We start from the raw sequence: 26,351 nt of genomic DNA on the forward strand, positions 1-26,351 counted from the left end.
ATGGAGCTCGACCACGATTTCACCGTGCCCGTACCGGTGGATCAGGCCTGGTCGGTGCTGCTGGACGTGGAACGGGTGGCGCTGTGCATGCCGGGCGCCACGCTCGACTCCATCGACGGCGAGGAGTACACCGGCCGCCTCAGGGTCCGCCTCGGCGCCATGACCATCACCTACCGCGGCACCGCCCGCATCGTCGAGGCCGACGAGTCCGCCCGCTCCCTCACCATCGAGGCGCGCGGCAAGGAGGCCCGCGGCTCCGGCACCGCCAAGGCCACCATCCGGGCCCGCATGTCGGAGGAGGACGGCGCCACCCGCGTCACCGTCCACACCACCCTGAGCGTCACCGGCCGCCCCGCCCAGTTCGGCCGCAACATCCTCGCCGAGGTCGGTTCCCGCCTGCTGTCCCGCTTCGCCAAGGCCCTCGCCGAGGAACTCGCCGAGAACCCCCCGGCCGCCGCCTCCCCGGACGGCGACAAGGCCACCGCCACCCCGAGCACGGCGGACGCCAGCGCCGACACCTCCTCGACCGAGACGGCGAGCGGCGACACGGCCGCCACCGCCGACGCGACAACCTCGGCCCCGGACGGCGACGTCTCCTCGGGCGAGACGGACGCTGCGGCGGACAAGGACGCGAGCCGCAGCTCCGACATCGACGCCTCCTCGGACAAGGCACCGGACACCGAGCCCGGCACCACCACGAACAGGGCCGCGTCCTCGAAAGAGACGACGGACAGCGGCACGACGACTGGTACCGCCGCGAGCGGGGCCGCGTCCTCGGGCGAGACGCCGGACGCCGCCGTGGGCGGCGGGGGTTCGGAAGCGGCGGAGACCGAGCGGGAGGATGTCGCCGGGCGGGTGCCCGAGGTGATCGTCGAGCCCAAGGATCCGGTCGGCGCCGGGTTGCCGCTGGGGCCGCAGGTGCCGGGGCCGCGGGAGGCGGTGGAACGGCGGACCGCCCACGCCCCGAACGGGGACGGCGGGAAGGCTGACCCGCCGCAGCAGCCCGCCGAGGTGCCCGCTCCGCGCCCGGCGGCCGACGACCGGCCGCGCGGCGGGGCGCACCGCCGTCGCGAGGACGACGCGATCGACATCCTGCAGGTCGCGGGCCCCTCGGTGGCCAAGCGGGCGGCCCCGGCGCTGGGGGCGCTGGCGGCGCTGCTGGCGGTGCGGTACCTGTTCCGCCGGCGGCGGGGGCGGCACCACCGCTGACCACCCCCGGTCCACCACTGTCTGTCATTCGCCTGGTACGTTCCGTAATAAAGGATGCGGACGACCGCATCGGCGTATGTCTGTCCGGTGGGGGCCATGGACACGGTCGAGATTCAACGGGTCGTCGCGATCGAGGACGACAACTGGTGGTACCGGGAACGCCGGGCGATCGTCGCCCGGGAGCTGCGCAGGCTGGGCGTTCCGGGCCGGGCCGCCGACATCGGCGCGGCCGGCGGCGGCAACACCCGGGTGCTGCTGGAGCACGGCTGGGAGGCCATCGCCATCGACGCCTCCCCGGCCGCGGTGGAGCTGGCCAGGCTGCGCGGGATCGACGCGTACCACGGTGACGCCTGCTATCTGCCGCTGTCGACGGGCGACTTCGACTTCGTGATGGCGCTGGACGTGCTGCAGCACATCACCGACGACCGCACCGCGTGCGGGGAGCTGGCCCGGGTGCTGCGGCCCGGCGGCACCGCGCTGATCTCGGTGCCCTGCGACCTGGCGCTGTGGTCGGCGCACGACGTGGCGCTCGGCCACGTGCGCCGCTACTCCCGCGACACGCTGGCGGAGGTCGTGGAGGGCTCGGGCCTGGTGCTGGACCGCATGTGGAGCTGGAACGTGCTGCTGCGCCCGGCCGCCAAGTGGCGCCGGCACCGTTCCGCGCCGCCCGACGTGGAGCGGCTGCACCCGGTCCTGAACGCGGGGCTGCGCGCGGTCGCCATGCTGGAGCGCCGCCTGCCGCTCGGCGGCCTGCCGGGCGTCACCCTCTTCGCCCGCGCCCACCGTCCCGAGCTGTGAGGCGCCGACGCCGTCCGCCGAGGGAGCGCCCCCACGCCCCTCGGCGGACGGCGTCGCGAAGTCCTGCCTCCCGTGGGGAACGACCCCGGCCCCGAGCCTGCGGACGGACCGTCCTCGCTCGGCCGGCGCCCCGCCGCGGTGATCCGTCCGCCTACTCCTTCTCCGCCGCGACCCGGGCCAGGCCCTGTCGCGTCATCGCGGGTCCGTACCCGGCGTCCTGCTCGCGGGCGCACTCCTCCAGGGCGGCGATCACCCGGGCGTGCGCCCGGGTGGACAGCCAGAACTTGTAGATGATCACCAGTTCGAAGAACGCCAGCCCGGCGCCGGCCACCGCCACCGCGGGGATGACCGCCCCGGTCAGCGGGCCGACGATGAACACCGCCATCTGGAACTCGATCCCGCTCACCAGATGGGTGCGGACCCGGCGGCGCAGCAGGTACCGGCGGATCCTGCGGTACCAGGGGAAGCGGCTGTCGAACTCCTGGTGCAGGTCGGACTCGGCGCGGGCGGGCGGGGAGACATCGGCGCGGGCGGGCGGGGAGACCTCCGCGCGGGCGGACGGGGAAGGGTCCGCGTGGGCGGACGGGGAGAAGCCCATGCGGGCGGGCAGGGAGACATCCGTACGGGCGGCCGGAGCGGGGTCCGCGGGCGGGGCGGCCCCGGCGGCCTCCTCCTCGGGGCCCTCCGCCCGCCGCCGCGCCGCGTTCAGCGCCGACCGCATGGCGCGCCTGGCCTTCACGATCTGCGGCCCGTTGACGTACCGGAACATGTCCAGCGCGAGGATCGCCATCCCCGCGTACAGGTACGCCGTCTGGCCGGTGCGCGCGTACTGGCCGACGGTCAGGGCGAGCGCGCACAGCGTGTCGCGGACCCGGTCCAGCATGAAGTCCAGCCAGGCCCCGAACGTCGTGCCGGTGCCCTTGAGCCGCGCGATCTTGCCGTCCATGCAGTCCACCACGAAGCCCACGTGGTAGAGCAGCGCACCGAGCACCAGCCAGCCGGGGGAGGCCAGCGCGAAGCAGCCCGCGGCGCCCAGGCCGAGCGCGAAGGCGACGGCGGTGAGCTGGTTCGGGGTGATCGCCGTCCGGTTCGCGACCGCCAGCGTCAGCCGGATCGCGATCGGATCGACCAGGAAGACAGTCCACCACGCGTCCCGGCCCTTGCAGACCTTGCGCACGTCATCCAGGGAAAACGTCGCCATGCGGGTAAGCATCCCTACTTGGGGCGATCATGCGTACGCGGATCGCGATTGCCGGACGATCGTTTGCCCCACCCTTGACCGGGTGTCTACACGGGCAGTGGGGAACCGGGCGGGCGGCCGTTCACCCGGTCGGCGCGGGCGTTCAGCAACTCGGTGAACAGCGTCTCCCAGCGGGCGCGGATCTGCGCCGGGCCGTACTCGGCGGCGGTGCCCACGGCCGCCGTGCCCAGCCGGCGCCGCAGCCCGCGGTCCTCGATCAGCCGGCACAGCGCCGCGCCCAGCGCCCCGGCGTCCTCCGGCGGCACCAGCAGCCCGTTGTCGCCGTCCCGGATGATCTCCCGGGGACCGGTCGGGCAGTCGAAGCCGGCCAGCGCGAGCCCGCAGTTCAGCGCCTCCAGCACCACCATCGCGAAGCCCTCGAACCGGCTGCTGAGCGCGTAGATCGAGGCCTGCGCCAGTTCGGCGTCCAGGCCCCGCGCGGTCCCCATCAGGAACACGTGGTTGTACAGGTGCCGCTGGTGGATCATCCGGCGCAGCCGCTTCTCCTGCGGCCCGGCCCCGTAGATCCGCAGCGTCCAGTCCGGGTGCCGCTCGGCGACCTGGGTGAACGCCTCGATCAGCAGGTCGAAGCCCTTCTGCTTGGTGAGCCGGCCGGCCGCCACGACGATCTTGGCGGAGTGGTCGGTGCGCGGCACGTCCAGGGTGTGCAGCGGGTTGGGGATCTGCGCGGTGCGCACCCGGTCGCCGAGCGCCTCCCGGTACTCGGCCTCGTCCTGGCGGGTCAGCGAGACCACCGCGTCCAGCATCGGGTAGTCGGCCAGGATCGCCTCCCGCACGGCGGGCTTGTAGCGGCCCAGGTGCATGTGGTCCTGGGCGACCCGGACGATGTGGCGCGGCCCGTGCCGGGCGGACATGAGGTTCAGTCCGGGGCGGGTGGTGACCAGCACGTCCGTCTCGAGGGTCTGCAGGAACGCGATGAAGCGGTCCTCGACCTCGCGGGTGAACGTGGCCTTGGCGGCCTCCCCCACCGGCACCTCGGTGCCGGGCCGGTCGCCGGGCGGGAGCGCGGAGCGCCGGCGGGCCAGCAGGCGCGCCACCAGGCGGGCCGGTCGCCCGGCAGGTGGCTTGGGCGGGGCGGGACGGCCGCGCAGGTCGGTCACGGTGACCATGCGGACCCGCGGGTCGACGGGGAACTGGGGGGTCTCGCGGCGGCGGATCACGCTGGCGATCTGGACGTCGTGCCCGGCCTCGGCCATCGCGTTGGCCTGGTTGATGACGGTGCGGATGGTGCCGCCCAGGCCGTAGGCGTGCAGCAGCGCGTAGGTGATCTTCATGAGGCCCGGCGGCTTCCGATCGCGAGATGGTTGTCGGCGGTGTAGTAGGGGCGCACCCGGAACCGCGGGCCGCGCGCGGTGGTGCGCTGGCCCGGGAACGTGATGGCGCGGGCGCGGCGCGGGACGCCGAGGTGACGGCCGAGGCGCAGCGCGCTCCCGTCCGGTCCGACCAGGCAGGGCCGCCAGTGCCCGGAACGCAGCGGCCGGGGCAGCACCAGGTCGTTCACCGGCACCGCGGTCTCGAACCGGCCGTCGGACACGGTGACGTCGTACGGTCCCGGGCCCGGCCGTCCGGACATGCGCGCCCGCCACACCCGCCGGTGCAGCCGGGACCGCAGCGCCGGCCGTTCCTCGGGCGGCACCGGATCCAGCCGCAGCCGCCAGGGGCCGGATTCCGGGGCGGCGCCCTGCAGGGTCCCGGTCAGTGTGATCAGGCCGTCCCTCGCCCAGACCTGCTCGATCTCGGCCCAGGCTGCGGCCGTCGCCGTCACCGCGCTCATGAGCGGGACATGCCCCCGGTCAAGCGGGGCCATCGCGCACCGGGGAAGCCTTGCAGGGACCATTACCGGCGTACGGGACACCCCGGCCCGGTTTTGCCGCCGGCCGGTCAGCCCTCGACGCGGACCTCGGGATGGGCCTCGGCGACCGCCTCGCGGATGCAGCGGGCCAGCTCCTGGAACTCCTCGGCGCGCGGCGAGGTCTCCCGGAACGCCAGCCCGATCCGCCGGGACGGGGCCGGGGCGGTGAACCGGTGCACCGCCAGGGAGTCGCCACGGCGGTTCTCCACGGGCACCGCCGTCTGCGGGAGCAACGTCACGCCCAGCCCGCCGCACACCAGTTGCACCAGCGTCGCCAGGCTCGTCGCGTAGGTGGCGGCGGCCGCCCGCGCGCCGACCTGCCGGCACAGGTCCAGGGCCTGGTCGCGCAGGCAGTGCCCCTCGTTCAGCAGGATCACGTCCAGCTCGCCGAGGATCTCCCGGGGCACCGGGGAGGGCAGCCCGGTGAGCGCGGCGGGGACGGCGAGCAGGAACTCCTCCTCGTACAGCGGCATCTCCCGCACCCCGGAGGCGGGGACCGGCAGCGCCAGGATCGCCGCGTCGATGCGCCCGGCCGCCAGGTCAGCGACGACGTGCTCGGTCTGCTGCTCGCGCACCGACAGCTCGGCCTGGGGGAAGTCGCGGGCCAGCCGGGGCAGCACGGCGGGCAGCAGGTACGGGCCGACCGTGGGGATCACGCCCAGCCGCAACGGCCCGGCCAGCGGGCCGCGCGTCGCCCTGACCTCGTCGACCAGCCGTTCCAGCTCGTCCAGCACCATCTCGGCGCGCTTGGCCACCCGCTCCCCGGCGGGCGTCAGCAGCACCCGGCGTGTCGTGCGCTCGACCAACCTGGTGCCCAGCGCCTCCTCCAGCGCGGCCACCGACCCCGACAGGGCCGGCTGGCTCATCCGCAGGGCGGCGGCGGCGTCGCGGAAGTGCAGATGCCGCGCCAGTGCCAGGAACGCCCGAAGCTGCGCCACGGTCGGCCTGTTGATAGCGATCTCCTATCGGCACCCGGTGCCTCGACCCATCACCGCCATCACAGTAACCGCAGTGCTCACATGCCTCTCACCAGCCCCGGCGCATGAACCGCCGCGTCGGCGCACTTGTGAGGAACCCCATAAGGCCGCCGGTGACCGGCCCCTCCCGGGACCGGCCGATGTCGCCCTCGCCACGGCCCTGCCGAACGTCGGGACCGCCGCCGTGTCCGCGTGAGCCAGCCGGACGCGGGCGAGAGGACCCCGGCCTCGTCAGCGGGGTCCCCTTGGACTCACAGGTCCAGGTCGCCGCCCTTGATCTCACCGACGAGCCGCGACAGCGCGGCCCGATCCACCGCCAGGTGACCGGCCTCGGGAGACTTGCTGTCACGAATACCGACCACGGAGGCCAGATCGGCCAGCTCGACGCAGTTGCCGCCGTTGCTGCTGCTGTGGCTGGACTTGCGCCACTCGACGCGCGTCACGTCCATCGTTCCTCCATCACCTTGATCATGAAGTCTCGCGACATGTCTACCGGGAGCGCCCTGGCTCGGAGTGCGTCATGGGCCGTGATCAGGCCGTCCAAGTCCGCCGGATCGGCCATCGTCAGCCCTCTGGCGGCCGAGTCTACGTACGCCAGCTCGCTCCGGTCGGCCGCCGTGGCGATGACGAAAGCTCCCGAGTTGCCCTCCGGGGGCACCATCCCAGGGATGACCTGCACAGTCACTCGTTCCGAGGTGGTGAAGGAGATCAGGTGCTCGATCTGCTCCCTCATGACCTCCTTGCCTCCGACCGGGTTGTGGAACACCAGCTCCGATAGGAGAACGTTCACATACGGTGGGGGCGGATCCTCTCTGCGAAGGACCGCTTGCCGGGCCATTCTGGCGGCCACGGCCTCCTCGTCGCCCTTGAGCAGGACGCGTGCATAGTCCTCGGTCTGGAGCAGGCCGTAGACGACGGCCATTTCGTAGGCGTGGAGCCGAACGCAGTCGGCCTCAACGCGATACCAGTCGAACCAGGCGGGGAAGGCCGCCGCCATGTCCAGGTCATGCCAGAGCTGAACCAGCGCTCCGCCCAGGCCGAGGAGCTTGTCCATGGCCTTGGTCAGGTCGAGCTTGCAGCGGATCTCGCCACGTTCGATCCTGCCGATCCAAGACCCGCTGACATGCAGCTTCTCTCCCATCTGATCCTGTGAGAGCCCCACCCGCTGCCGGTAATGCCGGACTTGCGCCCCGAAGGCGATCAGATTCCGGGGCTTCTCCTGGCCGATACCGCTCAAAACCAGACCCTTCCATCTCGCAACCGGCCGCAACCAGAGTGTCGGTCGCGCTTCACCTCTTTGCGTTGCAGTGAGGTGGTCACTACTCAGTGTGGCTTTTCACAGAGCATGGCACCAGACCTGATCTGGAGCCGTCGATGAAAAAGCAACCGACCCGGGCACACGTTCCCCTGGGGAATCCAGTCCCGAGCCCGCAGCCGAACGACCTGTTCCTGTCCGTCTCACCCGTTCCATCGGCGGCCGGGCTCGCCCGGACCTTTGTCGAGCACCGCCTCAACGCGCTGGGAATGGCCGATCTGGTGGACGACGCCCTGGTCGTGGTGTCGGAACTGGTCACCAATGCCGCCCGGGAACACCGGGAGCACCGTCCCACCGTGCCGATCACGGTTCGCCTGGCCCTGACGGACGAGGGCAGGCCCCGCATCGAGGTCACGGACCGTTCCCCGAACATGCCCCGGCTGCGGAACGCCTCACCCGTGGAGGAGAGCGGCCGTGGGCTGCTCCTGGTCACGGCGATCGCCCGGGAGGCGGGCTACAAGCCCGTGCCCGGATGCGGAAAGACCGTCTGGGCGGTGCTGTGATCGGCTACGACTTCACCGTTCTGATCTCCCTGTCCGGCACGTGCCTCATCGTCGGACTCCTGGCCGGAATGGTCTTTTCGGACCTGACGCTCGGAGGTCTCCGCTGGGCCCGGCGCCGGTTTTCCGGCGGGCACCGATCCCGGCGGACGAACCGCCCATCGGCAAAACGGAGATAACCGGCACGAAAGAACGCTCCGGTCCCCCATCGAGGGTCGAGCGGAACGCGGCCCCGGCTCCAGAGATCATTTTTTCGCTGGTCGCCCGCCCCTTCCGGAATCGGCACAAGGAACTCCTCCCACAGCGGAAGGCCGGACCGGATTCTTCACATTTCCCGTCGGCGAGGCCGCCTCATGCGCGGGAGGCTCCCGCGCATGGCGATCGCGCCGTTTGGCCAAGACTCGTACCGGCACCGGCCACGCGACGGCCGGCGAACCGAGAGCCCGCACCGGTACCGCTCTGCACGGCTCGCATGGACCGCGCCGCGTTCGCCAATGACCGGTTGCCCGCCGTTCCCGGCACCGCCGTGGTGGTCACCGTGGCGAAAACCACCGTGGTGGAGACAGCCATGGTGGGGCCGCCGGGCTCTGCCGCTCTTCGTCCGGCGGAGCGGCGGCCGGTCGGTGCCGTGCGCCGGACGCCCGGCCGCGCAGGTGAAACCCGTGAAGGGCGTGATCGGCGCCGCGGCTCCGGCGGACTCGGGGGTGTGCGCGGCGCGCGGTGTGCCGTACGCTCGGCCAGCCGGATGCGCGTCGCCGCGACCGGCCCGTTGATAGCCATCTCCTATCAGTGAACGGGCCTCGGCCGATTTCTCTGTTCACCCCGGCTGCGGCAACCTTGTGCTCATCCAACCAGCCCCGATGCCCACGCCGCCCCATCGGGACGCTTGTGACACATTTCACAAACCGAGCAAAAGGAGAGTGTCGTGCTCACCGTCGGTGACAAGTTCCCCGAGTACGAACTGACCGCCTGCGTCTCGCTGGACCCGGACAAGGCGTTCGAGACCATCAACCACAAGACCTACGAGGGCAAGTGGCGGGTGGTGTTCTTCTGGCCCAAGGACTTCACCTTCGTCTGTCCCACCGAGATCGCCGAGTTCGGCCGGCTGAACGACGAGTTCGCCGACCGCGACGCCCAGGTCCTCGGCGCCTCCGTGGACAACGAGTTCGTCCACTTCGCCTGGCGCAAGGACCACCCGGACCTGCGCGACATCCCGTTCCCGATGATGAGCGACCTCAACCGGGAACTGTCCTCGGCGCTCGGCATCCTCACCCCGGACGGCGTCGCCCAGCGCGCCACCTTCATCGTCGACCCGAACAACGAGATCCAGTTCGCCATGGTCACCGCGGGCTCGGTCGGCCGGAACGTCAAGGAGGTCCTGCGGGTCCTCGACGCCCTGCAGTCCGACGAGCTGTGCCCGTGCAACTGGAACAAGGGCGAGGAGACCCTGGACGCCAAGAAGCTCATGGCCGGCGCCTGACCCGTTCCCTCTGGGGGACGCCCCTCGGACCCCGAACGGGCGGGTCGGACGACCCCCGCTCCGCCGCGGCCGTCTGACCCGTTCCCTGGGACGCCCCCCAGGCTCCCGGACGCACCGGTCATCGGCGAGCCCGCGCCCCCGGTGACCGGTGCCCCGGTCCCGCCAAGCCCGACCGGTCCGGTCCGCCCGCGACCCGGCCGGATGCCTGAAAGGAAGGCCCCGCTATGAGCGTTGACGCGCTGAAGAACGCCCTTCCGGCGTACGCCAAGGACACCAAGCTCAACCTGGGTTCGGTGACCTCCACCTCGCAGCTCACCGAGCAGCAGCTGTGGGGCACCGTGCTGGCCTGCGCGCTGGCCACCCGCAGCCCCCGGGTGATCCGCGAGCTGGCCGAGGAGGCCGGCGACCACCTGTCGGCCGAGGCGTTCGAGGCCGCCAAGGCCGCCGCGTCGATCATGGCCATGAACAACGTCTACTACCGGGCCACCCACCTGATCGGCGACGAGACCTACTCGACCCTGCCCGCCCGGCTCCGGATGACCGTGATCGGCAAGCCCGGCGTCGACAAGGCCGACTTCGAGCTGTGGTGCCTGGCCGTCTCCGCCATCAACGGCTGCGGCCGCTGCCTGGAGTCGCACGAGAAGGTCCTGCGCGAGCAGGGCCTGTCCCGCGAGCTCGTCCAGGAGGCCCTGCGCATCGCCGCGGTGATCAACGCCACCGCCGCCACCCTGGACGCCGAGGCCGTCCTGGCCCCCGCCACCGTCTGACGACGACACGACGAGGCCCGGGTGCGACCGCACCCGGGCCTCGTTCCTTCCCGCACATGCGGGACCGATGCTCCCGGCCTCCCGGGGGCCGTCATCCCCGCGGACGCGGGGGCGGCGGGATCACTCCCACTCGATGGTGCCGGGGGGCTTGCTGGTGATGTCGACGACGACGCGGTTGATCTCGCGGACCTCGTTGGTGATCCGGGTGGAGATCCGCTGCAGGACGTCGTAGGGAAGCCGGGCCCAGTCGGCGGTCATGGCGTCCTCGCTGGTGACCGGGCGCAGCACCACCGGGTGGCCGTAGGTGCGGCTGTCGCCCTGGACGCCGACCGAGCGGACGTCGGCCAGCAGGACGACCGGGAACTGCCAGATGTCGCGGTCCAGTCCGGCGCGGGTCAGCTCCTCGCGGGCGATGGCGTCGGCCTCGCGCAGCACGTCCAGGCGCTCCCGGGTGACCTCGCCGATGATGCGGATGGCCAGGCCGGGGCCGGGGAACGGGTGACGCCAGACGATCTCCGCGGGCAGGCCGAGCTGCTCGCCGAGCGCGCGGACCTCGTCCTTGAACAGCGTGCGCAGCGGCTCGACCAGCGTGAACTTCAGGTCCTCGGGGAGGCCGCCGACGTTGTGGTGGGACTTGATGTTGGCCGCGCCGGTGCCGCCGCCGGACTCCACCACGTCGGGGTACAGGGTGCCCTGGACCAGGAACTCCACGTCGGCGACCTCGCCCGCGTGGGCCTCGACGATCTCGCGGGCGGCGGCCTCGAAGACCCGGATGAACTCCCGGCCGATGATCTTGCGCTTGGTCTCCGGGTCGGTGACCCCGGCCAGCGCGTTCAGGAACCGCTCCTGGGCGTCCACCACGTGCAGGTCCACGCCGGTGGCGGCGACGAAGTCCTTCTCCACCTGCTCGGCCTCGCCCTTGCGCAGCAGGCCGTGGTCGACGAACACGCAGGTGAGCTGGGAGCCGATGGCGCGCTGCACGAGCGCGGCGGCGACCGCGGAGTCCACCCCGCCCGACAGGCCGCAGATCGCGCGCTTGCCGCCGACCTGGGCGCGGATCGTCTCGATCGCCTCCTCGGCGATGTTGACCATGGTCCAGCCGGGGCGGCAGCCGGCCGCCTCGAACAGGAAGCGCCGCAGCACCTGCATGCCGTGCTCGGTGTGCAGCACCTCGGGGTGGAACTGCACGCCGTACAGGCCGCGCTCGGGGTGCTCCATCGCGGCGACCGGGGTCACGTCGGTGCGGGCGGTGATCCGGAAGCCCGCGGGGGCGGCGCTGGTGTGGTCGCGGTGCGACATCCACACCGACTGGACGGTCGGCAGCCCGGCCAGCAGCACCCCGCCGTCGACCACGTTGACGGTGGTGCCGCCGTACTCGGCGACGTCGGAGTTCTCCACCACGCCGCCGAGGGCCTGCGCCATGACCTGGTGGCCGTAGCAGATGCCCAGGGTCGGCACCCCGGTCTCGAACAGGCCGTCCGGCGCGGACGGGGCGCCCGGCTCGTAGACCGAGGACGGCCCGCCGGACAGGATGATCGCCTTGGGCCGCTTGGCCAGCATCTCCGCCACCGGCATGGTGCACGGGACGATCTCGCTGAACACGTTGCACTCGCGTACGCGCCGCGCGATCAGCTGCGCGTACTGCGCGCCGAAGTCGACGACGAGCACGGTGTCGAAGGACTGCTCGACCTGCTCGAGGGACACCGATCAACGCCTTTCGAAAGGACGTGGGCTCAGACCTCCAAGTCTAGGGGCGGCCACCTGCGTTCCTACCGCACCCCAAGCCGGATCGAAGACTCAGCGCCATCAGTCGGCGACGTTCGGCCATCGGTGTGGTCGATCCCACAGAGCCCCCGGCGCGTCGGTCATGTGACCCGCCGGTCCGGGGGAGGACCCCCGGACCGGCGGAGGTGACGGGTCAGCTCACCTCGACGATCGGCAGCCGCAGCGCGGCGGGGGCGGCCGTGGGGACCACCGGGTTCTTCGGCGTGACCGGGGCGATCCGGCGGTACGGGGAGCCGAGCGCGGGACGGGGGTCCTCCTCGCCCCGGTTCGGCCACATCGCCATCGCCCGTTCGGCCTGCGCGGTGATGGTCAGCGACGGGTTGACGCCCAGGTTGGCCGAGATCGCCGAGCCGTCCACGATGTGCAGGCCCTCGTGCCCGTAGACCCGGTGGTACGGGTCGATCACCCCGGTCTGCGGGGAGTCGCCGATCGCGCAGCCGCCGATGAAGTGCGCCGTGGTGGGGATGTCGAACAGGTCCAGCCACGACCCGCCGGGCATCCCGCCGATCTCCTCGGCGAGCATCCGGGTGGCCTGGTGCCCGGCCGGGATCCAGGTCGGGTTGGGCTCGCCGTGGCCGTGCGAGGCCCACAGCCCCCAGCCGAACGGGCCTTTGCGGGGCCGGAGGGTGATCGAGTTGTTGCGCGCCTGCATGACCAGGGCGATGACGGTGCGTTCCGACCAGTGCCGCAGGTTGGCCAGCCGGGGCAGGTCCCACGGGTGGGTGGCGGCGTGGCCGAGGAACTTCAGCCAGCGCGGCGTCGCGCCCGAGCCGTCCTCGGCGGGGCCGTCCACCAGCAGCGACCGCAGCAGGCCCATCGCGTTCGAGCCCTTGCCGTACCGGACGGGCTCCACGTGGGTCTGCTCGTCGGGGTGGAACGAGGAGGTGATCGCGACGCCCTTGGAGTGGTCCTCGCCCCTGCGGCGGAACCGTTCGGCGCCCAGGATCGCCTCGGAGTTGGTGCGGGTGAGCACGCCGAGCCGGTCGGAGATGCGCGGCAGGCGGCCGGTCGCCTTCATCCGGTGCAGCAGTTTCTGGGTGCCGTACGTGCCCGCCGCGAACACCACCTGCTCGACCCGCAGCCTGCGGCGGTGCCGGCCCTGCGAGCCGGTGCGCACGATCTCCACCTCGTAGCCGCCGCCGGGCAGCGGGGTCACCGACCGCACGCCGGTCATCGGCATGATCTTGGCGCCCGCCTTCTCGGCCAGGTACAGGTAGTTCTCGGTCAGCATGTTCTTGGCGCCGTGCCGGCAGCCGGTCATGCACTCGCCGCACTCGTGGCAGGTGCGGCGGCGCGGCCCGACCCCGCCGAAGTAGGGGTCGTCGACCTCCTGCTGCGGCCGGTCGCCGAACAGCACGCCGACCGGGGTGTGGTGGAACGTGTCGCCGCGGCCCATCCGGTCGGCCACCCGCTTCATCGCCTCGTCCGCGGGGGTCCGGGTCGGGTTGGTGACCACGCCGAGCATCCGCTTGGCCTGGTCGTAGTACGGCGCCAGCTCGGCCCGCCAGTCGGTGATGTGGCTCCACTGCGGGTCGTCGTAGAACGGCTGCAGCGGCTCGTACAGGGTGTTGGCGTACACCAGGGAGCCGCCGCCGACGCCCGCCCCGGCCAGCACCATGACCCGGCTGCCCTTCTCGCCGCGCAGCACGTGGATCCGCTGGATGCCGGTCATGCCCAGGCCGGGCGCCCACAGGTAGTCGCGGGCGCGCCAGGAGGTCTTGGGCAGCCTGCGGTGCCGCTCGCCCGGCCTGCCCTTGGGGTCGTCGAAGCGGCGGCCGATCTCGGCGACCGCGACCTTGTAGCCCTTCTCGGTCAGCCGCAGCGCCGAGACGCTGCCGCCGAACCCGGAGCCGACGACGAGCACGTCGAAGTCGAATGCCATGGCCACGTCCCCCTACCGGATCCGGAAGCGCTTCATCAGCTTGATCGCGGTCGCCAGCCCGTCGGCGTACCGGTCGTAGCCGATCGACGGCGGCGGCTCCAGGTCCATGAAGTGCTGGCTGGCCACCGTCTGCACCTCGGTGTACTTCAGCAGGCCCTCGGCGCCGTGGCGGCGGCCCACGCCGGACTGCTTCATGCCGCCCATCGGGGCGTCGTAGGAGGCGAACGCGGCGCCGTAACCCTCGTTGATGTTCACCGTCCCGGCCTGGATGCGGGCGGCCAGGCGGCGGCCCCGGGCCACGTCGCGGGTCCACACGGAGGCGTTCAGGCCGTAGGCGGTGTCGTTGGCGAGCCGGACCACCTCGTCCTCGTCGGAGAACCTGTAGACGCTGACCACCGGCCCGAACGTCTCACCGGCGCACAGCTCCATGTCGGAGGTCACGTCCGCCAGCACGGTCGGCTCGTAGAACAGCGGGCCGATGTCGGGGCGCGGACGGCCGCCGGCCAGCAGCGTCGCGCCCTCCTTGACGGCCTGCTCGACGTGCCGGGTGACGGTCTCCAGTTGCCGCTCGTAGGTCAGCGAGCCCATCTCGGCCTCGTAGTCCAGGCCGGTGCCGAGCCTCATCGCCTTGACCCTGGCGACGAACTTGGGCACGAACTCGTCGTAGATCCGCTCGTGCACGTACAGCCGCTCGATGGAGATGCACAGCTGACCGGCGTTGGTGAAGCAGGCCCGGACGGCGCCGCGGGCGGTGCGCTCCAGGTCGGCGTCGTCCAGCACGATCATCGGGTTCTTGCCGCCGAGTTCCAGCGAGTAGCCCACCAGCCGGGGCGCCACCTTCTCGGCGATGGCCCGCCCGCCGCGGGTGGAGCCGGTGAACGCCACGTAGTCGGCGTTCTCCAGCAGCGGGTCGCCGATCTCGGCCGGGTCGCCCACCACGATCTGCCACAGGTCCTTGGGCAGTCCCAGGCTGATCAGCAGGTCCAGCACCCACAGGCTGGACAGCGAGGTCTGGGTGTCGGGCTTGTGGATCACCGCGTTCCCGGCCATCAGCGCCGGGGCGATGTCGCTGGCGCCGAGGCTGAACGGGTAGTTCCACGGCGAGATCAGCCCGACCACGCCCTTGGGGTGGCGCAGCTCCCGCACCCGGGTCGCCACCGGGAACGCCCCCTGCCGCCGCCGGTCCTTCAGCAGCCGGGGCGCGCGGCGGGCGTAGTACAGCGTGCACAGCGCCACGTCGAGGAACTCCTCGTAGGCGTGCCGCCGGGCCTTGCCGGTCTCCAGCTGGATGACGTCCAGGATCTCCTCGCGCCGGTCGACCAGGGCGTCCACCATGCGCAGGAACGGCTTGACCCGCTCCCGCACCGGCAGTGCGGCCCAGGCCCGCTGCGCGGCGCGGGCGCGCTCGTAGGCGGTGCGCACGTCGGCGGCGCTCGACAGCGGCAGCGTCGCCAGCGGCTCACCGGTGAACGGGGCGGGAATCGTGGTGCTGTCCCCCGAGGCGGCGGTCACACGAGAGGTCAGCCGCTCGACGAGGGTGGGCGCGAGTGTCCGCGCGGAGCCCGTGGAGGTTGCCATGCAGGCACCATATGACCACCCGGCCACTCCCGGCTACCCATCGGTAACCAGAAGATCACTCCGTCTTGGTGCGGCCATCAATACGTGGGGACGATCTCCGGGGCGCCGCGACGGCGGGCGTCGGCCTCCTGGTCGCCCTCCTGGGTCTGGGAGTCGCGTTCGGCCTCGACGCGCTTGCGGTAGTACTCGACCTCGCGGTCGATCTGCTGCCTGGACCAGCCGAGGACGGGGGCCAGCAGTTCGGCGGCCTCCTCGGCGACGCCGACGCCGCGGTCCCAGGTCTCGATGGAGATGCGGGTGCGGCGGGTCAGGACGTCGTTGAGGTGGCGGGCGCCCTCGTGGCTGGCGGCGTACACGATCTCGGCGCGCAGGTAGTCGTCGGCGCCGGTGAGCGGCTTGCCGAGGTCGGGGCGTTCGGCGATGAGCAGCAGCAGGTCGTCGATCAGGGTGCCGTAGCGCTGCAGCAGGTGCTCGATGCGGGCGACGTGCAGGCCGGACTTGGCGGCCAGCCGGTGCCGGGCGTTCCACATGGCCTGGAAGCCCTCGCCGCCGACCAGGGCGATGCGGTCGGTGCAGGACTCGGCGATCTTGCCGTCCAGGCCGTGCGCCACCGCGTCGATGGCGTCCTTGGCCATCACCCGGTAGGTGGTGTACTTGCCGCCGGCCACCATCACCAGGCCGGGCACCGGGTGGGCGACGACGTGCTCGCGGGACAGCTTGGAGGTCTCGTCGGTCTCCCCGGACAGCAGCGGGCGCAGGCCCGCGTACACGCCCTCCACGTCGTCGGGGGTGAGCGGGGTGTTGAGCACCTCGTTCACCGTGGACAGCACGTAGTCGATGTCGCTCTTGGAGGCGGCGGGGTGGACCTTGTCGAGGTTCCAGGCGGTGTCGGTGGTGCCGATGATCCAGTGCCGTCCCCACGGGATCACGAACAGCACCGACTTCTCGGTGCGCAGGATGATCCCGGTCGAGGAGTGGATGCGGTCCTTGGGCACCACCAGGTGGATGCCCTTGGAGGCGCTGACGTGGATCTGGCCCCGGCCGCCGACCAGGTCCTGGATCTCGTCGGTCCACACGCCGGTGGCGTTGACCACCTGGCGGGCGCGGACCTCGGTCTTGTGGCCGGACTCCAGGTCCAGGACGCGCACGCCGGTGACCCGCTCGCCCTCGCGCAGGAACCCGATGCACTGGGCGCGGGAGGCGACCTGCGCGCCGTACTCGGCGGCGGTGCGCAGCACGGTCACCACGTAGCGGGCGTCGTCCATCTGGGCGTCCCAGTACTGGATGGCGCCGACGAACGCGTCCTTGCGCAGCGCCGGGGCGAGCCTGAGCGCCTTGCGCCGGGTCAGGTGGCGGTGGTGCGGCACCCCCCGGGTGATGCCCATCTGGAACGCCATCGCGTCGTACAGCGCCACGCCGGCGCCCAGGTACGCGCGTTCCCACACCCGGCGGGTGGTGGGCAGCAGGAACGGGACCGGCCGCACCAGATGCGGGGCGATCCGCTGCAGCAGCAGCCCGCGCTCGGTCAGCGCCTCGCGGACCAGGTCGAAGTTGTACTGCTCCAGGTAGCGCAGCCCGCCGTGGATCAGCTTGGAGGAACGCGACGACGTCCCCGAGGCGAAGTCCCGGGCCTCCACCACCGCGACCGTCAGGCCCCGGGTGGCCGCGTCCAGCGCGGCCCCGGCACCCACGATCCCGGCGCCGACCACGACGACGTCGAACTCCTCGCTCGCCATCCGGTCCAGGGCCTGTGCTCGTTCGGCGGGCCCCAGCCGAGAACTGCCGAGCCCGGTGATCGGCGATCCGGTCATCGCGTTCGTCCCCCCCGTACCCAGATGGTCCGAAGCCTTCATTACCCAACAGTAGGGTCGATATCCGGACGCGAACACCCGTTGCGGACAGGGAAGAGGTCACCCTTCCCCTGGGACGACCGTTCCGGCGGATCAGCTCACCGCCGGCGCCACCACCACCTGCACCCGCTGGAACTCCTTCAGCTCCGTGTACCCGGCGGTCGCCATGGCCCGCCGCAGCGCCCCGATCAGGTTCATCGACCCGTCGGCCACGTGCGAGGGCCCGTACAGGATCTGCTCCAGGCTGCCGATCGTGCCGACCTCCAGCCGGGTGCCGCGCGGCACCTCGCCGTGATGGGCCTCACTGCCCCAGTGGAAGCCCCGGCCCGGCGCCTCGGTGGCGCGGGCGAACGGCGAGCCGACCATCACCGCGTCGCTGCCGCAGGCGAACGCCTTGGCGATGTCGCCGCTGTTGGTCATCCCGCCGTCGGCGATCACGTGCACGTACCGGCCGCCGGACTCGTCGAGGTAGTCGCGGCGCGCGGCGGCCACGTCGGCGACCGCGGTGGCCATCGGCACCGCCACGCCCAGCACCGTCCGGGTGGTGTGCCCCGACCCGCCGCCGAAGCCCACCAGCACGCCCGCCGCCCCGGTCCGCATCAGGTGCAGCGCCGCCGGGTACGTCGAGCAGCCGCCCACGATCACCGGGACGTCCAGGTCGTAGATGAACTGCTTGAGGTTCAGCGGCTCGGCCCGGCCGGAGACGTGCTCGGCCGACACCGTGGTGCCGCGGATCACGAACAGGTCCACCCCGGCGTCGATCACCGCCTTGTGGAACTGCACGGTGCGCTGCGGGGACAGCCGCGCCGCCACGGTCACCCCGGCGCTGCGGACCTCCTCGATCCGGCGGCCGATCAGGTCCTCCTTGATCGGCTCGGAGTAGACCTCCTGCAGCCGCCGGGTCGCCTGGGCGTCGTCCAGCGAGGCGATCTCGGCCATCAGCGGCTCGGGGTTCTCGTACCGGGTCCACAGACCCTCCAGGTCGAGCACCGCCAGGCCGCCCAGCCGGCCGATGGCGATCGCGGTGGCCGGGCTGACCACGCTGTCCATGGGCGCCACCACCAACGGCATCTCGAACCGGTAGGCGTCGATCTGCCAGGCGACGCTGACCTCCTCCGGATCCCGGGTGCGGCGCGACGGCACGATGCCGATCTCGTCGAACGCGTACGCCCGACGCCCGCTCTTGCCCCGACCAATCTCAACTTCCGGCATCAGTGTCTCCCTGCGCTCCCGCGCGTCCATGGCCGCGCCCCCCGCGCGGCGGTGCAAAGCCGATTCGTACTACAGGCCCGTTCCGGTCAGGAGCGTCGGCCCTGGTAGTTGGGGGCCTCGACGGTCATCTGGACGTCGTGCGGGTGGCTCTCCTTCAGGCCCGCCGTGGTGATCTGCATGAGCTGCCCGGTCTCCTGGAGCTCGCGGATCGTGCGGGTGCCGGCGTACCACATCGACTGGTGCAGGCCGCCGACCAGCTGGTGGGCGACGGCGGCCAGCGGGCCGCGGTAGGGCACCTGGCCCTCGATGCCCTCGGGGATCAGCTTCTCCTCGCTGGTCACGTCGGCCTGCTGGTAGCGGTCCTTGGAGTAGGACCGGCCGCGCTCGCGGTTGCGCATCGCGCCCAGCGACCCCATGCCCCGGTACGACTTGTACTGCTTGCCGTGCACGAAGATCAGCTCGCCGGGGCTCTCCTCCACGCCCGCCAGCAGGCTGCCCAGCATCACGCTGGACGCCCCGGCGGCGATGGCCTTGGCGATGTCGCCGGAGTACTGCAGGCCGCCGTCGCCGATCACCGGGATGCCGGCCGGGCGGGCCGCGCGGGCCGCCTCGTAGATCGCGGTGACCTGGGGGACGCCGACGCCGGCGACGACCCGGGTGGTGCAGATGGAGCCGGGGCCGACCCCGACCTTCACGCCGTCCGCGCCGGCCTCGACCAGCGCCTTGGCGCCGGCGTAGGTGGCCACGTTGCCGCCGATCACGTCGACCCCGCGGGTGTTGGCCTTGATCTTGGCGATGGTGTCCAGCACGCCCTTGGAGTGGCCCTGCGCCACGTCCACGATGATCACGTCGGTGCCGGCCTCGACCAGCGCCTGGGCCCGGGCGATGCCCTCCTCGCCGACCCCGACGGCCGCGCCGACCAGCAGCCGCCCGTCGGCGTCCTTGGTGGCGTCGGGATACTGCTCGCTCTTGGTGAAGTCCTTGACGGTGATCAGCCCGCGCAGCCGGCCGGCGTCGTCGATCAGCGGCAGCTTCTCGATCTTGTTGCGCGCCAGCAGCCGGAACGCGTCCTCCTTGGACACGTCCACCGGCGCGGTCACCAGCGGCATCGGCGTCATGACCTCGCGCACCGGGCGGGACAGGTCGCTCTCGAACCGCATGTCCCGGTTGGTGACGATGCCGACCAGCACCCCGGTCTCGTCGATCACCGGCACCCCGGAGATCCGGAACCGGGCGCACAACTGCTCCACGTCGGCCAGGGTGGCGTCCGGGGTGCAGGTCACCGGCTTGGTGATCATGCCGTTCTCCGAGCGCTTGACCATGTCGGCCTGCTCGGCCTGCTCGGTGATCGACAGGTTGCGGTGCAGGATCCCGATGCCGCCCTGGCGGGCCATCGCGATCGCCATCCGCGCCTCGGTCACGGTGTCCATCGCCGCCGACACCAGCGGGATGCGCAGCGTCACGTTGCGGCTCAGGCGGGTGGTGGTGTCGACCTCGCCGGGCTGCAGGTCCGAGTAGGCCGGCAGCAGCAGGACGTCGTCGAACGTCAGGCCCGGCGGGAGGAACTTGGCGGGTTCCGCAGCGGGGTTCATGGCAGCCTTTCCCGGTCGGTTGGTGGCTCGGCGGTGGCCTGATCCGGCCTGGCCCGGTCACGGCGGAGTGTCATCCATCGTAGGACCTGCCGGTCCGCGGCACGTCGCGAGCGGCGGACCGCTCGCGTGCGGCGCCTGCGAGAAACAACACACGCGCCGTCCGGGAAAGTCCCCGGGGCGCCCGGCCGAACGCCGATGTCCGTCGGTCTTGACCACCGGCTCGCTCTGCGCAGTAGCGTGGAGGAGTGCACGATGATGTCCCGCTCGACCCGTTCGCCGGCGACCCGGACGACCCGGCCGCCGCGCTCGGCGACCCCAGCGAGGAGGCCGCCCCGCTGAGCGTGAGCGAACGCGAGGACGTGCTGGCCGACCTCGCCGACCTCGAGGTCTTCCGTGCACTGCTGGAGCCGCTGGGCGTCCGCGGCCTCACCGTCGACTGCGGCGACTGCGGCAAGCAGCACTACATCGACTGGGACCTGCTCTACGGCAACCTGCGGCACCTGCTGGACGAGGGCCTGCCCCGCGTCCACGAGCCCGCCCTGTCCCCCGACCCCGTCGACTACGTGAGCTGGGAGTACGCCCGCGGCTACGTCGACGGCGTCATCGACAGCGAAGAGGGCCGCGACACCCCCTAGCCGGCGCCGTCGTTCGCCGTCCGTCCGGCGGACGGTCCCGTGACGCACTCCGTTCGCGACGGCGACGCTCCTCAGCGGCGGCCGTACGGGGTCACGGGGAGCCCTCCAGCGGGCCCGTGGGCTGCTCCGACGAGGACGGGGCTTCGATGGGCTCGGCGGGCGGGAGCTCCTGGCCGTCGTCCGTGCCCCGGGAGGGCTCGGGAGTGGGCGTCCCCTCCGAGTCCGGCACCGGGGTCTGCCCGCCCGGCGCGGATCCCGGCCGGTCCACGACGGGGGCCTGGGTGGTGCTCGGCGGCGGATCCTGCGGAGCGGTGTCGCGGCGGCGGAGGCGGGGCTCGAGGGAGTCGGCCTCGGCCGGTTCCCGGACGGCCGTCGGCGGGGTCGGGCCGGGGCGGCGCCAGGGACCGGGCATGGCCTGGCCCCGGTCGGACCGGGCCTCGGGACGATCCCGGCGGTCGGGGCGTTCGTCGGCGCCGGCCGCCGAGCCCGGGCGATGGATGAAACCGCCGGTGGCGGCGGCGACGCCGGTGGTGAGCACGCCGGTGAGGAGCGGGCCGACGATGCCCAGCACCACGATGGTGCGGGGGCCGCGGCGCGGGCCGCCGGGATCGGGGTCCTCGTCGGCGGCGGGCGGCTGCTCGGAGCCGGTGCGGCGGTCCGGCAGCGCGGGGGCGCCGGCGTCCACGTCGGCGACCAGGGCGCGCAGCAGGCGGGCCGCCGGGTCCGCGCCGTCGGGGTCGTCGGCACCGTCCGCCGGGTCGGCGGCGGGCAGCGGGCCCCGGCTGGCCAGCGCCTCCATCAGGTCGTCGCTGCGGCGGATCGCCGCCAGGTTCCAGAACGCGCCGGCCGGCTGCTGCGCCGCCCCGTCACCGCAGGGCGGGCCGCCGGCCGGATCCGGGGCGCCCGGGCTCCGCTCCGTCAAGCGATCGACTCCTCCCTGGCCATCGCGCGCAGCCTGGCCAGAGCGCGGTGCTGCGCGACCCGGACGGCACCCGCGGACATGCCCAGCACATTACCGGTCTCCTCGGCCGACAGTCCCGCCACCACCCGCAGCAGCACCAGCTCGCGCTGGTGCTCGGGCAGGCGGCCGAGCAGGTCGCGGGCGCGTTCGGCCTCGATGCAGCGCACCACCGTCTCCTCCGGGCCGGGCCGGTCGTCCGGCCCGTCCGGCAGGTCCTCGGTGGGCACCGCGGCGCGCACCGCGCTGCGCAGCGCGTCGGCGATCTTGTGCGCGGCGATGCCGAAGACGAACGAGGCGAACGGCCGTCCCATGTCGCGGTACCGGGGCAGCGCCGACAGCACCGCGATGCACACCTCCTGGGCCACGTCGTCGGCGATGTGGTACTGCCCGGAGATGCGGCCGAGCCGGGCCCGGCAATAGCGCACCACCATGGGCCGGACCTGCCCGATCAAAACCTCGATCGCCCCTGGATCCCCCTGCACGGCCGCGGCGGTCAGATCCCCCAGATCGCCCTCGTCCCCGCGTGCCGCCGTGCTCAAGACCCGGGCTTCGCTCGTCATAGGCCGCCCCTTCGAATCGGCAGCGCGTGTGTCGTGGTCCCGGCGAAGCGTCCCTCGGTCACGTAGAGCATGATGCCCAGCGGGAACCGACCTGTCTTCACTCTGCACGGCAACGGAATGGTCACAGTGCGCCGACAGTGTGACCGATATCACCATGTGCGAGGATTCGACCCCGTACGGTGATGCATTGCCATGCGATCGATGTCAGTGGTCGCTTTTGCGCGATTACTCCGAAACGACGGATACGCCCCGGCGCATTCGTGCGATCCGGATTCGGCACCCGGCCCGGAAACGCGAGAGGACCCCCGCCGTGATCGGCGGAGGTCCTCTCGACGGGGTCGGACGATCTCAGCGGAGCCGGGACCGTCCGACCCGTCACTTCGGGCTTGTGGGTCGTCCCAGACCGGCGGGTCCGGCGGGATCAGTGCCCGTGGCCGTGACCGTGGCCGTGACCGCCGGCGGCGGCCTGCTCCTCCTCGGGCTTCTCGACCACCAGGGCCTCGGTGGTCAGCAGCATGCCCGCGATGGAGGCGGCGTTGGTGACGGCGGACCGGGTGACCTTCACCGGGTCGATGACGCCCTGCGCCACCAGGTCGCCGTACTCGCCGGTGGCCGCGTTGTAGCCGTGGCCGGCCGCCAGCTCCTGCACCTTGGCGACCACGACGTAGCCCTCCTGGCCGGCGTTCTCGGCGATCCAGCGGGCCGGCTCGACCAGCGCCCGGCGCAGCGCCTCGGCGCCGGTGGCCTCGTCGCCGGACAGCCCGAGCTCGTCGAAGCCCTCCTTGGCGACGTGCACCAGCGCGCTGCCGCCGCCGGAGACGATGCCCTCCTCGATGGCGGCGCGGGTGGCCGAGATCGCGTCCTCCAGGCGGTGCTTCTTCTCCTTCAGCTCCACCTCGGTGGCCGCGCCGACGCGCAGCACGCAGACGCCGCCGGCCAGCTTGGCCAGCCGCTCCTGCAGCTTCTCGCGGTCCCAGTCGGAGTCGCTCTGCTCGATCTCCACCTTGATCTGGTGGATCCGGGCCTCGATCTCCTTGGGGTCGCCGGCGCCGTCGACGATGGTGGTGGCGTCCTTGGTGACGGTGACCCGGCGGGCCCGGCCCAGGTGCTCCAGCCCGATGGTGTCCAGCTTGAGGCCGAGCGCCTCGCTGACCACCTGGCCGCCGGTCAGGGTGGCCATGTCGCCGAGCATCGCCTTGCGGCGGTCGCCGAAGCCGGGGGCCTTGACCGCGGCGGACAGGAAGGTGCCGCGGATCTTGTTGGCCACCAGCAGCGCCAGCGCCTCGCCCTCGACGTCCTCGGCCACCACCAGCAGCGGCTTCTTGGTCTGGGCGACCTTCTCGGCCAGCGGCAGGAACTCGGTGACGTTGGAGATCTTGCCCTCGTGGATCAGCACGTAGGCGTCCTCGAGGACGGCCTCCATCCGCTCGGGGTCGGTCACCATGTGCGGCGACAGGTACCCCTTGTCGAACTGCAGGCCCTCGGTGAACTCCAGCTCCAGGCCGAAGGTGTGCGCCTCCTCGACGGTGATCACACCGTCCTTGCCCACCTTCTCGAACGCCTCGGCGATCAGCTCGCCGATCTTGGCGTCCTGCGCCGAGATCGTCGCGACGTGCGCGATCTCGCCCTTCTCCTCCACGTCCCGGGCGACCTTCAGCAGCCGCTCGGAGACGTACTGGGCGGCGGTGTCGATGCCGCGCTTGAGGGCCAGCGGGGAGGCGCCGGCGGCCACGTTGCGCAGGCCCTCGCGGACCAGCGCCTGGGCCAGCACGGTGGCGGTGGTGGTGCCGTCGCCGGCGATGTCGTTGGTCTTGGTCGCCACTTCCTTGGCGAGCTGGGCGCCCAGGTTCTCGTACGGGTTCTCCAGCTCGACCTCGCGGGCGATGGTCACGCCGTCGTTGGTGATGGTCGGCGCGCCGAACTTCTTGTCGATGACGACGTTGCGGCCGCGCGGGCCGATGGTCACCTTGACGGCGTCCGCGAGGGCGTTCACGCCGCGCTCGAGCGCGCGCCGGGCGTCCTCGTCGAACTCCAGGATCTTGGCCATGTGGGATCAGCGTCCTCTCATGCGCGCGCCCCGGCCGCCCACAACGGGGACCGGCCGGGGCGGTGCATCACGTGTCGGTACGTGCCGGTCGGTTACTTCTCGACGATCGCGAGCACGTCGCGGGCCGACAGCACCAGGTACTCCTCGTTGTTGTACTTGACCTCGGTGCCGCCGTACTTGCTGTACAGCACGACGTCCCCGACCTTGACGTCCAGCGGGACGCGGTTGCCCTTGTCGTCGACCCGGCCCGGGCCCACCGCCAGGACGGTGCCCTCCTGCGGCTTCTCCTTCGCGGTGTCGGGGATCACCAGGCCCGACGCGGTGGTGGTCTCGGCCTCAAGCGGCTGGACGACGATGCGGTCCTCGAGCGGCTTGAGAGCAACCTTGGTGGCGGTCGTCACGATCTGACCTCCCCTTCGATGGTCCTCGGCCGACCGTTGCGGGCCGGCCGCACATGTGGCAGAAGAGGCGACCCCGGACCGGCCTGTCGTCGCGGGTGCCAGACCGACCTCGTCGCATGATTGGCACTCTCCCATGTCGAGTGCCAATTGGAGATTATGCGGTCGGCCACAGGCCGTCAACATGAGCCGGAGCCGGGCCGCGGCTACGGTCGAGGCGTGGACGAGGCGGGATTCGGGGAGCTGCTGGGGGCCGAGGGACAGGCCGTGCTGGCCGAAGCCGGCCAGGGCGACCGCACGGGACGAGATGTCCTGGCGACCGCCTCCAGGCTGCGCGAACGGCATCCGGCGGGCCTGGTGGCGACGGCGCTGACCCAGGTGCGGCTGCGGGAGCGGGCCCGGGAGAAGTTCGGCGACGACGCCGCGCGGATGTACTTCACCCAGGCGGGACTGGAGCAGGCGACCCGCCGGTGCGTGGCCGAGTACCGGGCGCGGCGGTTCGCCGGGCTGCTGGCCGAGGACGACCGGGTGCTGGAGCCGGGGTGCGGGATCGGCGCGGACCTGATCGCGCGGGCGCGGGCCGGGTGCCGGGGGGACGGGGTGGAGCTGGACCCCCTGACGGCGGCGGTGGCGCGGGCCAACGTCACGGCGCTGGGGCTGGACGAGCTGGCGACGGTGCGGCAGGGCGACGCCGCCGCGACCGATCCGCGCGGGTACGCGGCGGTGTTCGCCGATCCGGGACGGCGCACCGCCCGGGGCCGGGTGTTCGACCCCCGGTCGTACGAGCCTCCGCTGGACGTGGTACTGGATCTGGCCGGGCGCGTTCCGGCGGCGTGCGTCAAGGTGGCGCCGGGCATCCCGCACGAGGCCGTGCCGGAGGGGGCCGAGGCCGAGTGGATCTCGGTGAACGGCGACGTCAAGGAGGCCGCCCTGTGGCTCGGGGACCTGGCCGGGACGGTGCGGCGGCGGGCGACGCTGCTGGACGGGCGGGGCCGGGAGTGGACGCTGACCCCCGACCCGGCGGTGGACAGGGCGCCGGTGCGGGACTGGGGCCGCTACCTGTACGAGCCGGACGGGGCCGTCATCCGGGCTCACCTGGTGGCCGAGGTCGCCGCGGGCGTCGGCGGCGGCCTGGTGGACGAGCACATCGCCTACATCACCGCCGACACACTGACCGGGACGCCGTTCGCGCGGGCGTACGAGATCGACGAGGTGATGCCGTTCTCGGTCAAGCGGCTGCGGGCCGAGCTGCGGCGGCGCGACCCCGGAGCGCTGACGATCAAGAAGCGCGGGTCGGCGGTGGACGTCGAGCGGCTGCGCCGGGACCTGGGTTTCGGCGGGCGGCGGCGCGGCGGCGCGGGCGAGCTGACGCTGGTGCTCACCCGGATCGGCGCCGCGCCGGTCGCCGTGCTGGCCCGGCCCGCCCCCGCGCAATTCCGGTAACCCAAAGAACGGTTCCGCGACGCACCATGGCGGCGTAAACATCGACACGTTTTTCCACCTTCCGGCCGCCGCCGGCAAAAGGCGATGGTAAACAGGTGCGCGACGGCCGGGCCGGCCCCCGTGCCCGGCCGCGCCGCCAACCGAGCGGTTCGGCCGCAAGTCGGCAATATCCCGCGTGCGGGCCGTGCTCCGACGCTCCCGGATGACAGGTGCAATCAGCAGAAGGCGGCACCTTCCCCGGTCCGCACA

General features: G+C 72.3%; 24 protein-coding genes. 8 read left to right on the top strand and 16 right to left on the bottom strand.

Going from position 1 to position 26,351, the window contains the following annotated elements:
• Together HNR21_RS00475 and HNR21_RS00480 are read left to right on the top strand one after the other, a co-directional pair.
• Entirely contained in the window at window positions 1-1,209 is a 1,209-nt protein-coding gene (locus HNR21_RS00475) for an SRPBCC domain-containing protein (RefSeq protein ID WP_182703624.1), read from the top strand.
• Between the two features lie 96 nt (window positions 1,210-1,305).
• Complete coding sequence (locus tag HNR21_RS00480) at window positions 1,306-2,007, top strand: class I SAM-dependent methyltransferase (RefSeq protein ID WP_119731807.1); 702 nt, start codon at window positions 1,306-1,308, stop codon at window positions 2,005-2,007.
• A gap of 151 nt (window positions 2,008-2,158) precedes the next feature.
• On the opposite strand, the gene HNR21_RS00485 is transcribed toward HNR21_RS00480, so the two are convergent.
• The 6 genes from HNR21_RS00485 to HNR21_RS00510 form a co-directional block, all read right to left on the bottom strand.
• The gene (locus HNR21_RS00485) at window positions 2,159-3,208 is read right to left on the bottom strand and encodes a CDP-alcohol phosphatidyltransferase family protein (RefSeq protein ID WP_182703625.1); all 1,050 of its coding nucleotides are present in this window, start codon (window positions 3,206-3,208) and stop codon (window positions 2,159-2,161) included.
• Between the two features lie 86 nt (window positions 3,209-3,294).
• Window positions 3,295-4,542 (bottom strand): glycosyltransferase family 4 protein, encoded by a 1,248-nt coding sequence (locus HNR21_RS00490; protein ID WP_182703626.1) that lies wholly within the window; start codon window positions 4,540-4,542, stop codon window positions 3,295-3,297.
• A complete protein-coding gene (locus HNR21_RS00495) occupies window positions 4,539-5,042 on the bottom strand; it encodes a hypothetical protein (protein WP_182703627.1) in 504 nt (167 codons plus the stop codon). Before HNR21_RS00495 ends, HNR21_RS00490 begins: the two co-directional genes overlap by 4 nt.
• 107 nt (window positions 5,043-5,149) lie before the next feature.
• Window positions 5,150-6,058 carry a hydrogen peroxide-inducible genes activator gene (locus HNR21_RS00500; RefSeq protein WP_312880753.1) on the bottom strand — a complete coding sequence of 303 codons (909 nt, stop codon included), beginning with the start codon at window positions 6,056-6,058 and terminating at the stop codon, window positions 5,150-5,152.
• 290 nt (window positions 6,059-6,348) lie between these two features.
• The gene (locus tag HNR21_RS00505; RefSeq protein WP_182703628.1) at window positions 6,349-6,546 is read right to left on the bottom strand and encodes a DUF397 domain-containing protein; all 198 of its coding nucleotides are present in this window, start codon (window positions 6,544-6,546) and stop codon (window positions 6,349-6,351) included.
• Window positions 6,537-7,334 (bottom strand): helix-turn-helix domain-containing protein, encoded by a 798-nt coding sequence (locus tag HNR21_RS00510; protein WP_246441903.1) that lies wholly within the window; start codon window positions 7,332-7,334, stop codon window positions 6,537-6,539. Before HNR21_RS00510 ends, HNR21_RS00505 begins: the two co-directional genes overlap by 10 nt.
• Window positions 7,335-7,471: 137 nt before the next feature.
• Here HNR21_RS00510 and HNR21_RS00515 point away from each other — a divergent pair, with 137 nt between their 5' ends.
• The 4 genes from HNR21_RS00515 (at window position 7,472) to ahpD (ending at window position 10,159) form a co-directional block, all read left to right on the top strand.
• The gene (locus HNR21_RS00515) at window positions 7,472-7,915 is read left to right on the top strand and encodes an ATP-binding protein (protein ID WP_182703629.1); all 444 of its coding nucleotides are present in this window, start codon (window positions 7,472-7,474) and stop codon (window positions 7,913-7,915) included.
• Window positions 7,916-8,384: 469 nt separating this feature from the next.
• Window positions 8,385-8,705, top strand: a complete 321-nt coding sequence (locus HNR21_RS00520) for a hypothetical protein (protein ID WP_182703630.1) — start codon at window positions 8,385-8,387, stop codon at window positions 8,703-8,705.
• Between the two features lie 132 nt (window positions 8,706-8,837).
• Window positions 8,838-9,392: a peroxiredoxin gene (locus HNR21_RS00525; protein ID WP_119728496.1), complete on the top strand. Its 555-nt coding sequence runs from the start codon at window positions 8,838-8,840 to the stop codon at window positions 9,390-9,392.
• 224 nt (window positions 9,393-9,616) lie between these two features.
• The gene (gene ahpD, locus HNR21_RS00530; RefSeq protein WP_182703631.1) at window positions 9,617-10,159 is read left to right on the top strand and encodes an alkylhydroperoxidase, AhpD family; all 543 of its coding nucleotides are present in this window, start codon (window positions 9,617-9,619) and stop codon (window positions 10,157-10,159) included.
• Window positions 10,160-10,279: 120 nt separating this feature from the next.
• Here the strand turns inward: ahpD and guaA are convergent, their stop codons facing one another.
• The 6 genes from guaA to guaB form a co-directional block, all read right to left on the bottom strand.
• Window positions 10,280-11,863, bottom strand: coding sequence for a glutamine-hydrolyzing GMP synthase (gene guaA, locus HNR21_RS00535; protein ID WP_119728493.1), 1,584 nt, complete (start codon window positions 11,861-11,863; stop codon window positions 10,280-10,282).
• Window positions 11,864-12,077: 214 nt separating this feature from the next.
• Window positions 12,078-13,826, bottom strand: coding sequence for a GMC oxidoreductase (locus tag HNR21_RS00540; RefSeq protein WP_182703632.1), 1,749 nt, complete (start codon window positions 13,824-13,826; stop codon window positions 12,078-12,080).
• A gap of 12 nt (window positions 13,827-13,838) precedes the next feature.
• Complete coding sequence (locus tag HNR21_RS00545) at window positions 13,839-15,404, bottom strand: succinic semialdehyde dehydrogenase (protein WP_182703633.1); 1,566 nt, start codon at window positions 15,402-15,404, stop codon at window positions 13,839-13,841.
• 77 nt (window positions 15,405-15,481) lie between these two features.
• Entirely contained in the window at window positions 15,482-17,215 is a 1,734-nt protein-coding gene (locus tag HNR21_RS00550; RefSeq protein WP_182703634.1) for a glycerol-3-phosphate dehydrogenase/oxidase, read from the bottom strand.
• A gap of 132 nt (window positions 17,216-17,347) precedes the next feature.
• A complete protein-coding gene (locus tag HNR21_RS00555; protein WP_182703635.1) occupies window positions 17,348-18,466 on the bottom strand; it encodes a GuaB3 family IMP dehydrogenase-related protein in 1,119 nt (372 codons plus the stop codon).
• 86 nt (window positions 18,467-18,552) lie between these two features.
• Window positions 18,553-20,058, bottom strand: coding sequence for an IMP dehydrogenase (guaB, locus tag HNR21_RS00560; protein ID WP_119728489.1), 1,506 nt, complete (start codon window positions 20,056-20,058; stop codon window positions 18,553-18,555).
• A gap of 245 nt (window positions 20,059-20,303) precedes the next feature.
• Here guaB and HNR21_RS00565 point away from each other — a divergent pair, with 245 nt between their 5' ends.
• Window positions 20,304-20,693, top strand: coding sequence for a DUF5319 domain-containing protein (locus HNR21_RS00565; protein WP_119728488.1), 390 nt, complete (start codon window positions 20,304-20,306; stop codon window positions 20,691-20,693).
• A gap of 91 nt (window positions 20,694-20,784) precedes the next feature.
• Here the strand turns inward: HNR21_RS00565 and HNR21_RS00570 are convergent, their stop codons facing one another.
• From HNR21_RS00570 to groES, 4 genes are all read right to left on the bottom strand, one after another.
• Window positions 20,785-21,615 carry a hypothetical protein gene (locus tag HNR21_RS00570; protein WP_119728487.1) on the bottom strand — a complete coding sequence of 277 codons (831 nt, stop codon included), beginning with the start codon at window positions 21,613-21,615 and terminating at the stop codon, window positions 20,785-20,787.
• Window positions 21,612-22,214 (bottom strand): sigma-70 family RNA polymerase sigma factor, encoded by a 603-nt coding sequence (locus HNR21_RS00575; protein WP_119728486.1) that lies wholly within the window; start codon window positions 22,212-22,214, stop codon window positions 21,612-21,614. Before HNR21_RS00575 ends, HNR21_RS00570 begins: the two co-directional genes overlap by 4 nt.
• Before the next feature lie 421 nt (window positions 22,215-22,635).
• Entirely contained in the window at window positions 22,636-24,261 is a 1,626-nt protein-coding gene (groL, locus tag HNR21_RS00580) for a chaperonin GroEL (RefSeq protein WP_119728485.1), read from the bottom strand.
• 92 nt (window positions 24,262-24,353) lie between these two features.
• Complete coding sequence (groES, locus tag HNR21_RS00585) at window positions 24,354-24,662, bottom strand: co-chaperone GroES (protein WP_119728484.1); 309 nt, start codon at window positions 24,660-24,662, stop codon at window positions 24,354-24,356.
• A 216-nt stretch (window positions 24,663-24,878) separates the two neighbouring features.
• On the opposite strand from groES, the gene HNR21_RS00590 reads away from it, so the two are divergent.
• Window positions 24,879-26,102, top strand: coding sequence for a class I SAM-dependent methyltransferase (locus HNR21_RS00590; RefSeq protein WP_312880754.1), 1,224 nt, complete (start codon window positions 24,879-24,881; stop codon window positions 26,100-26,102).
• The last annotated feature ends 249 nt before the right edge of the window (window positions 26,103-26,351 follow it).

The sequence above is a fragment of the Thermomonospora cellulosilytica genome (genome assembly GCF_014138835.1).
GTDB lineage: Bacteria > Actinomycetota > Actinomycetes > Streptosporangiales > Streptosporangiaceae > Thermomonospora > Thermomonospora amylolytica.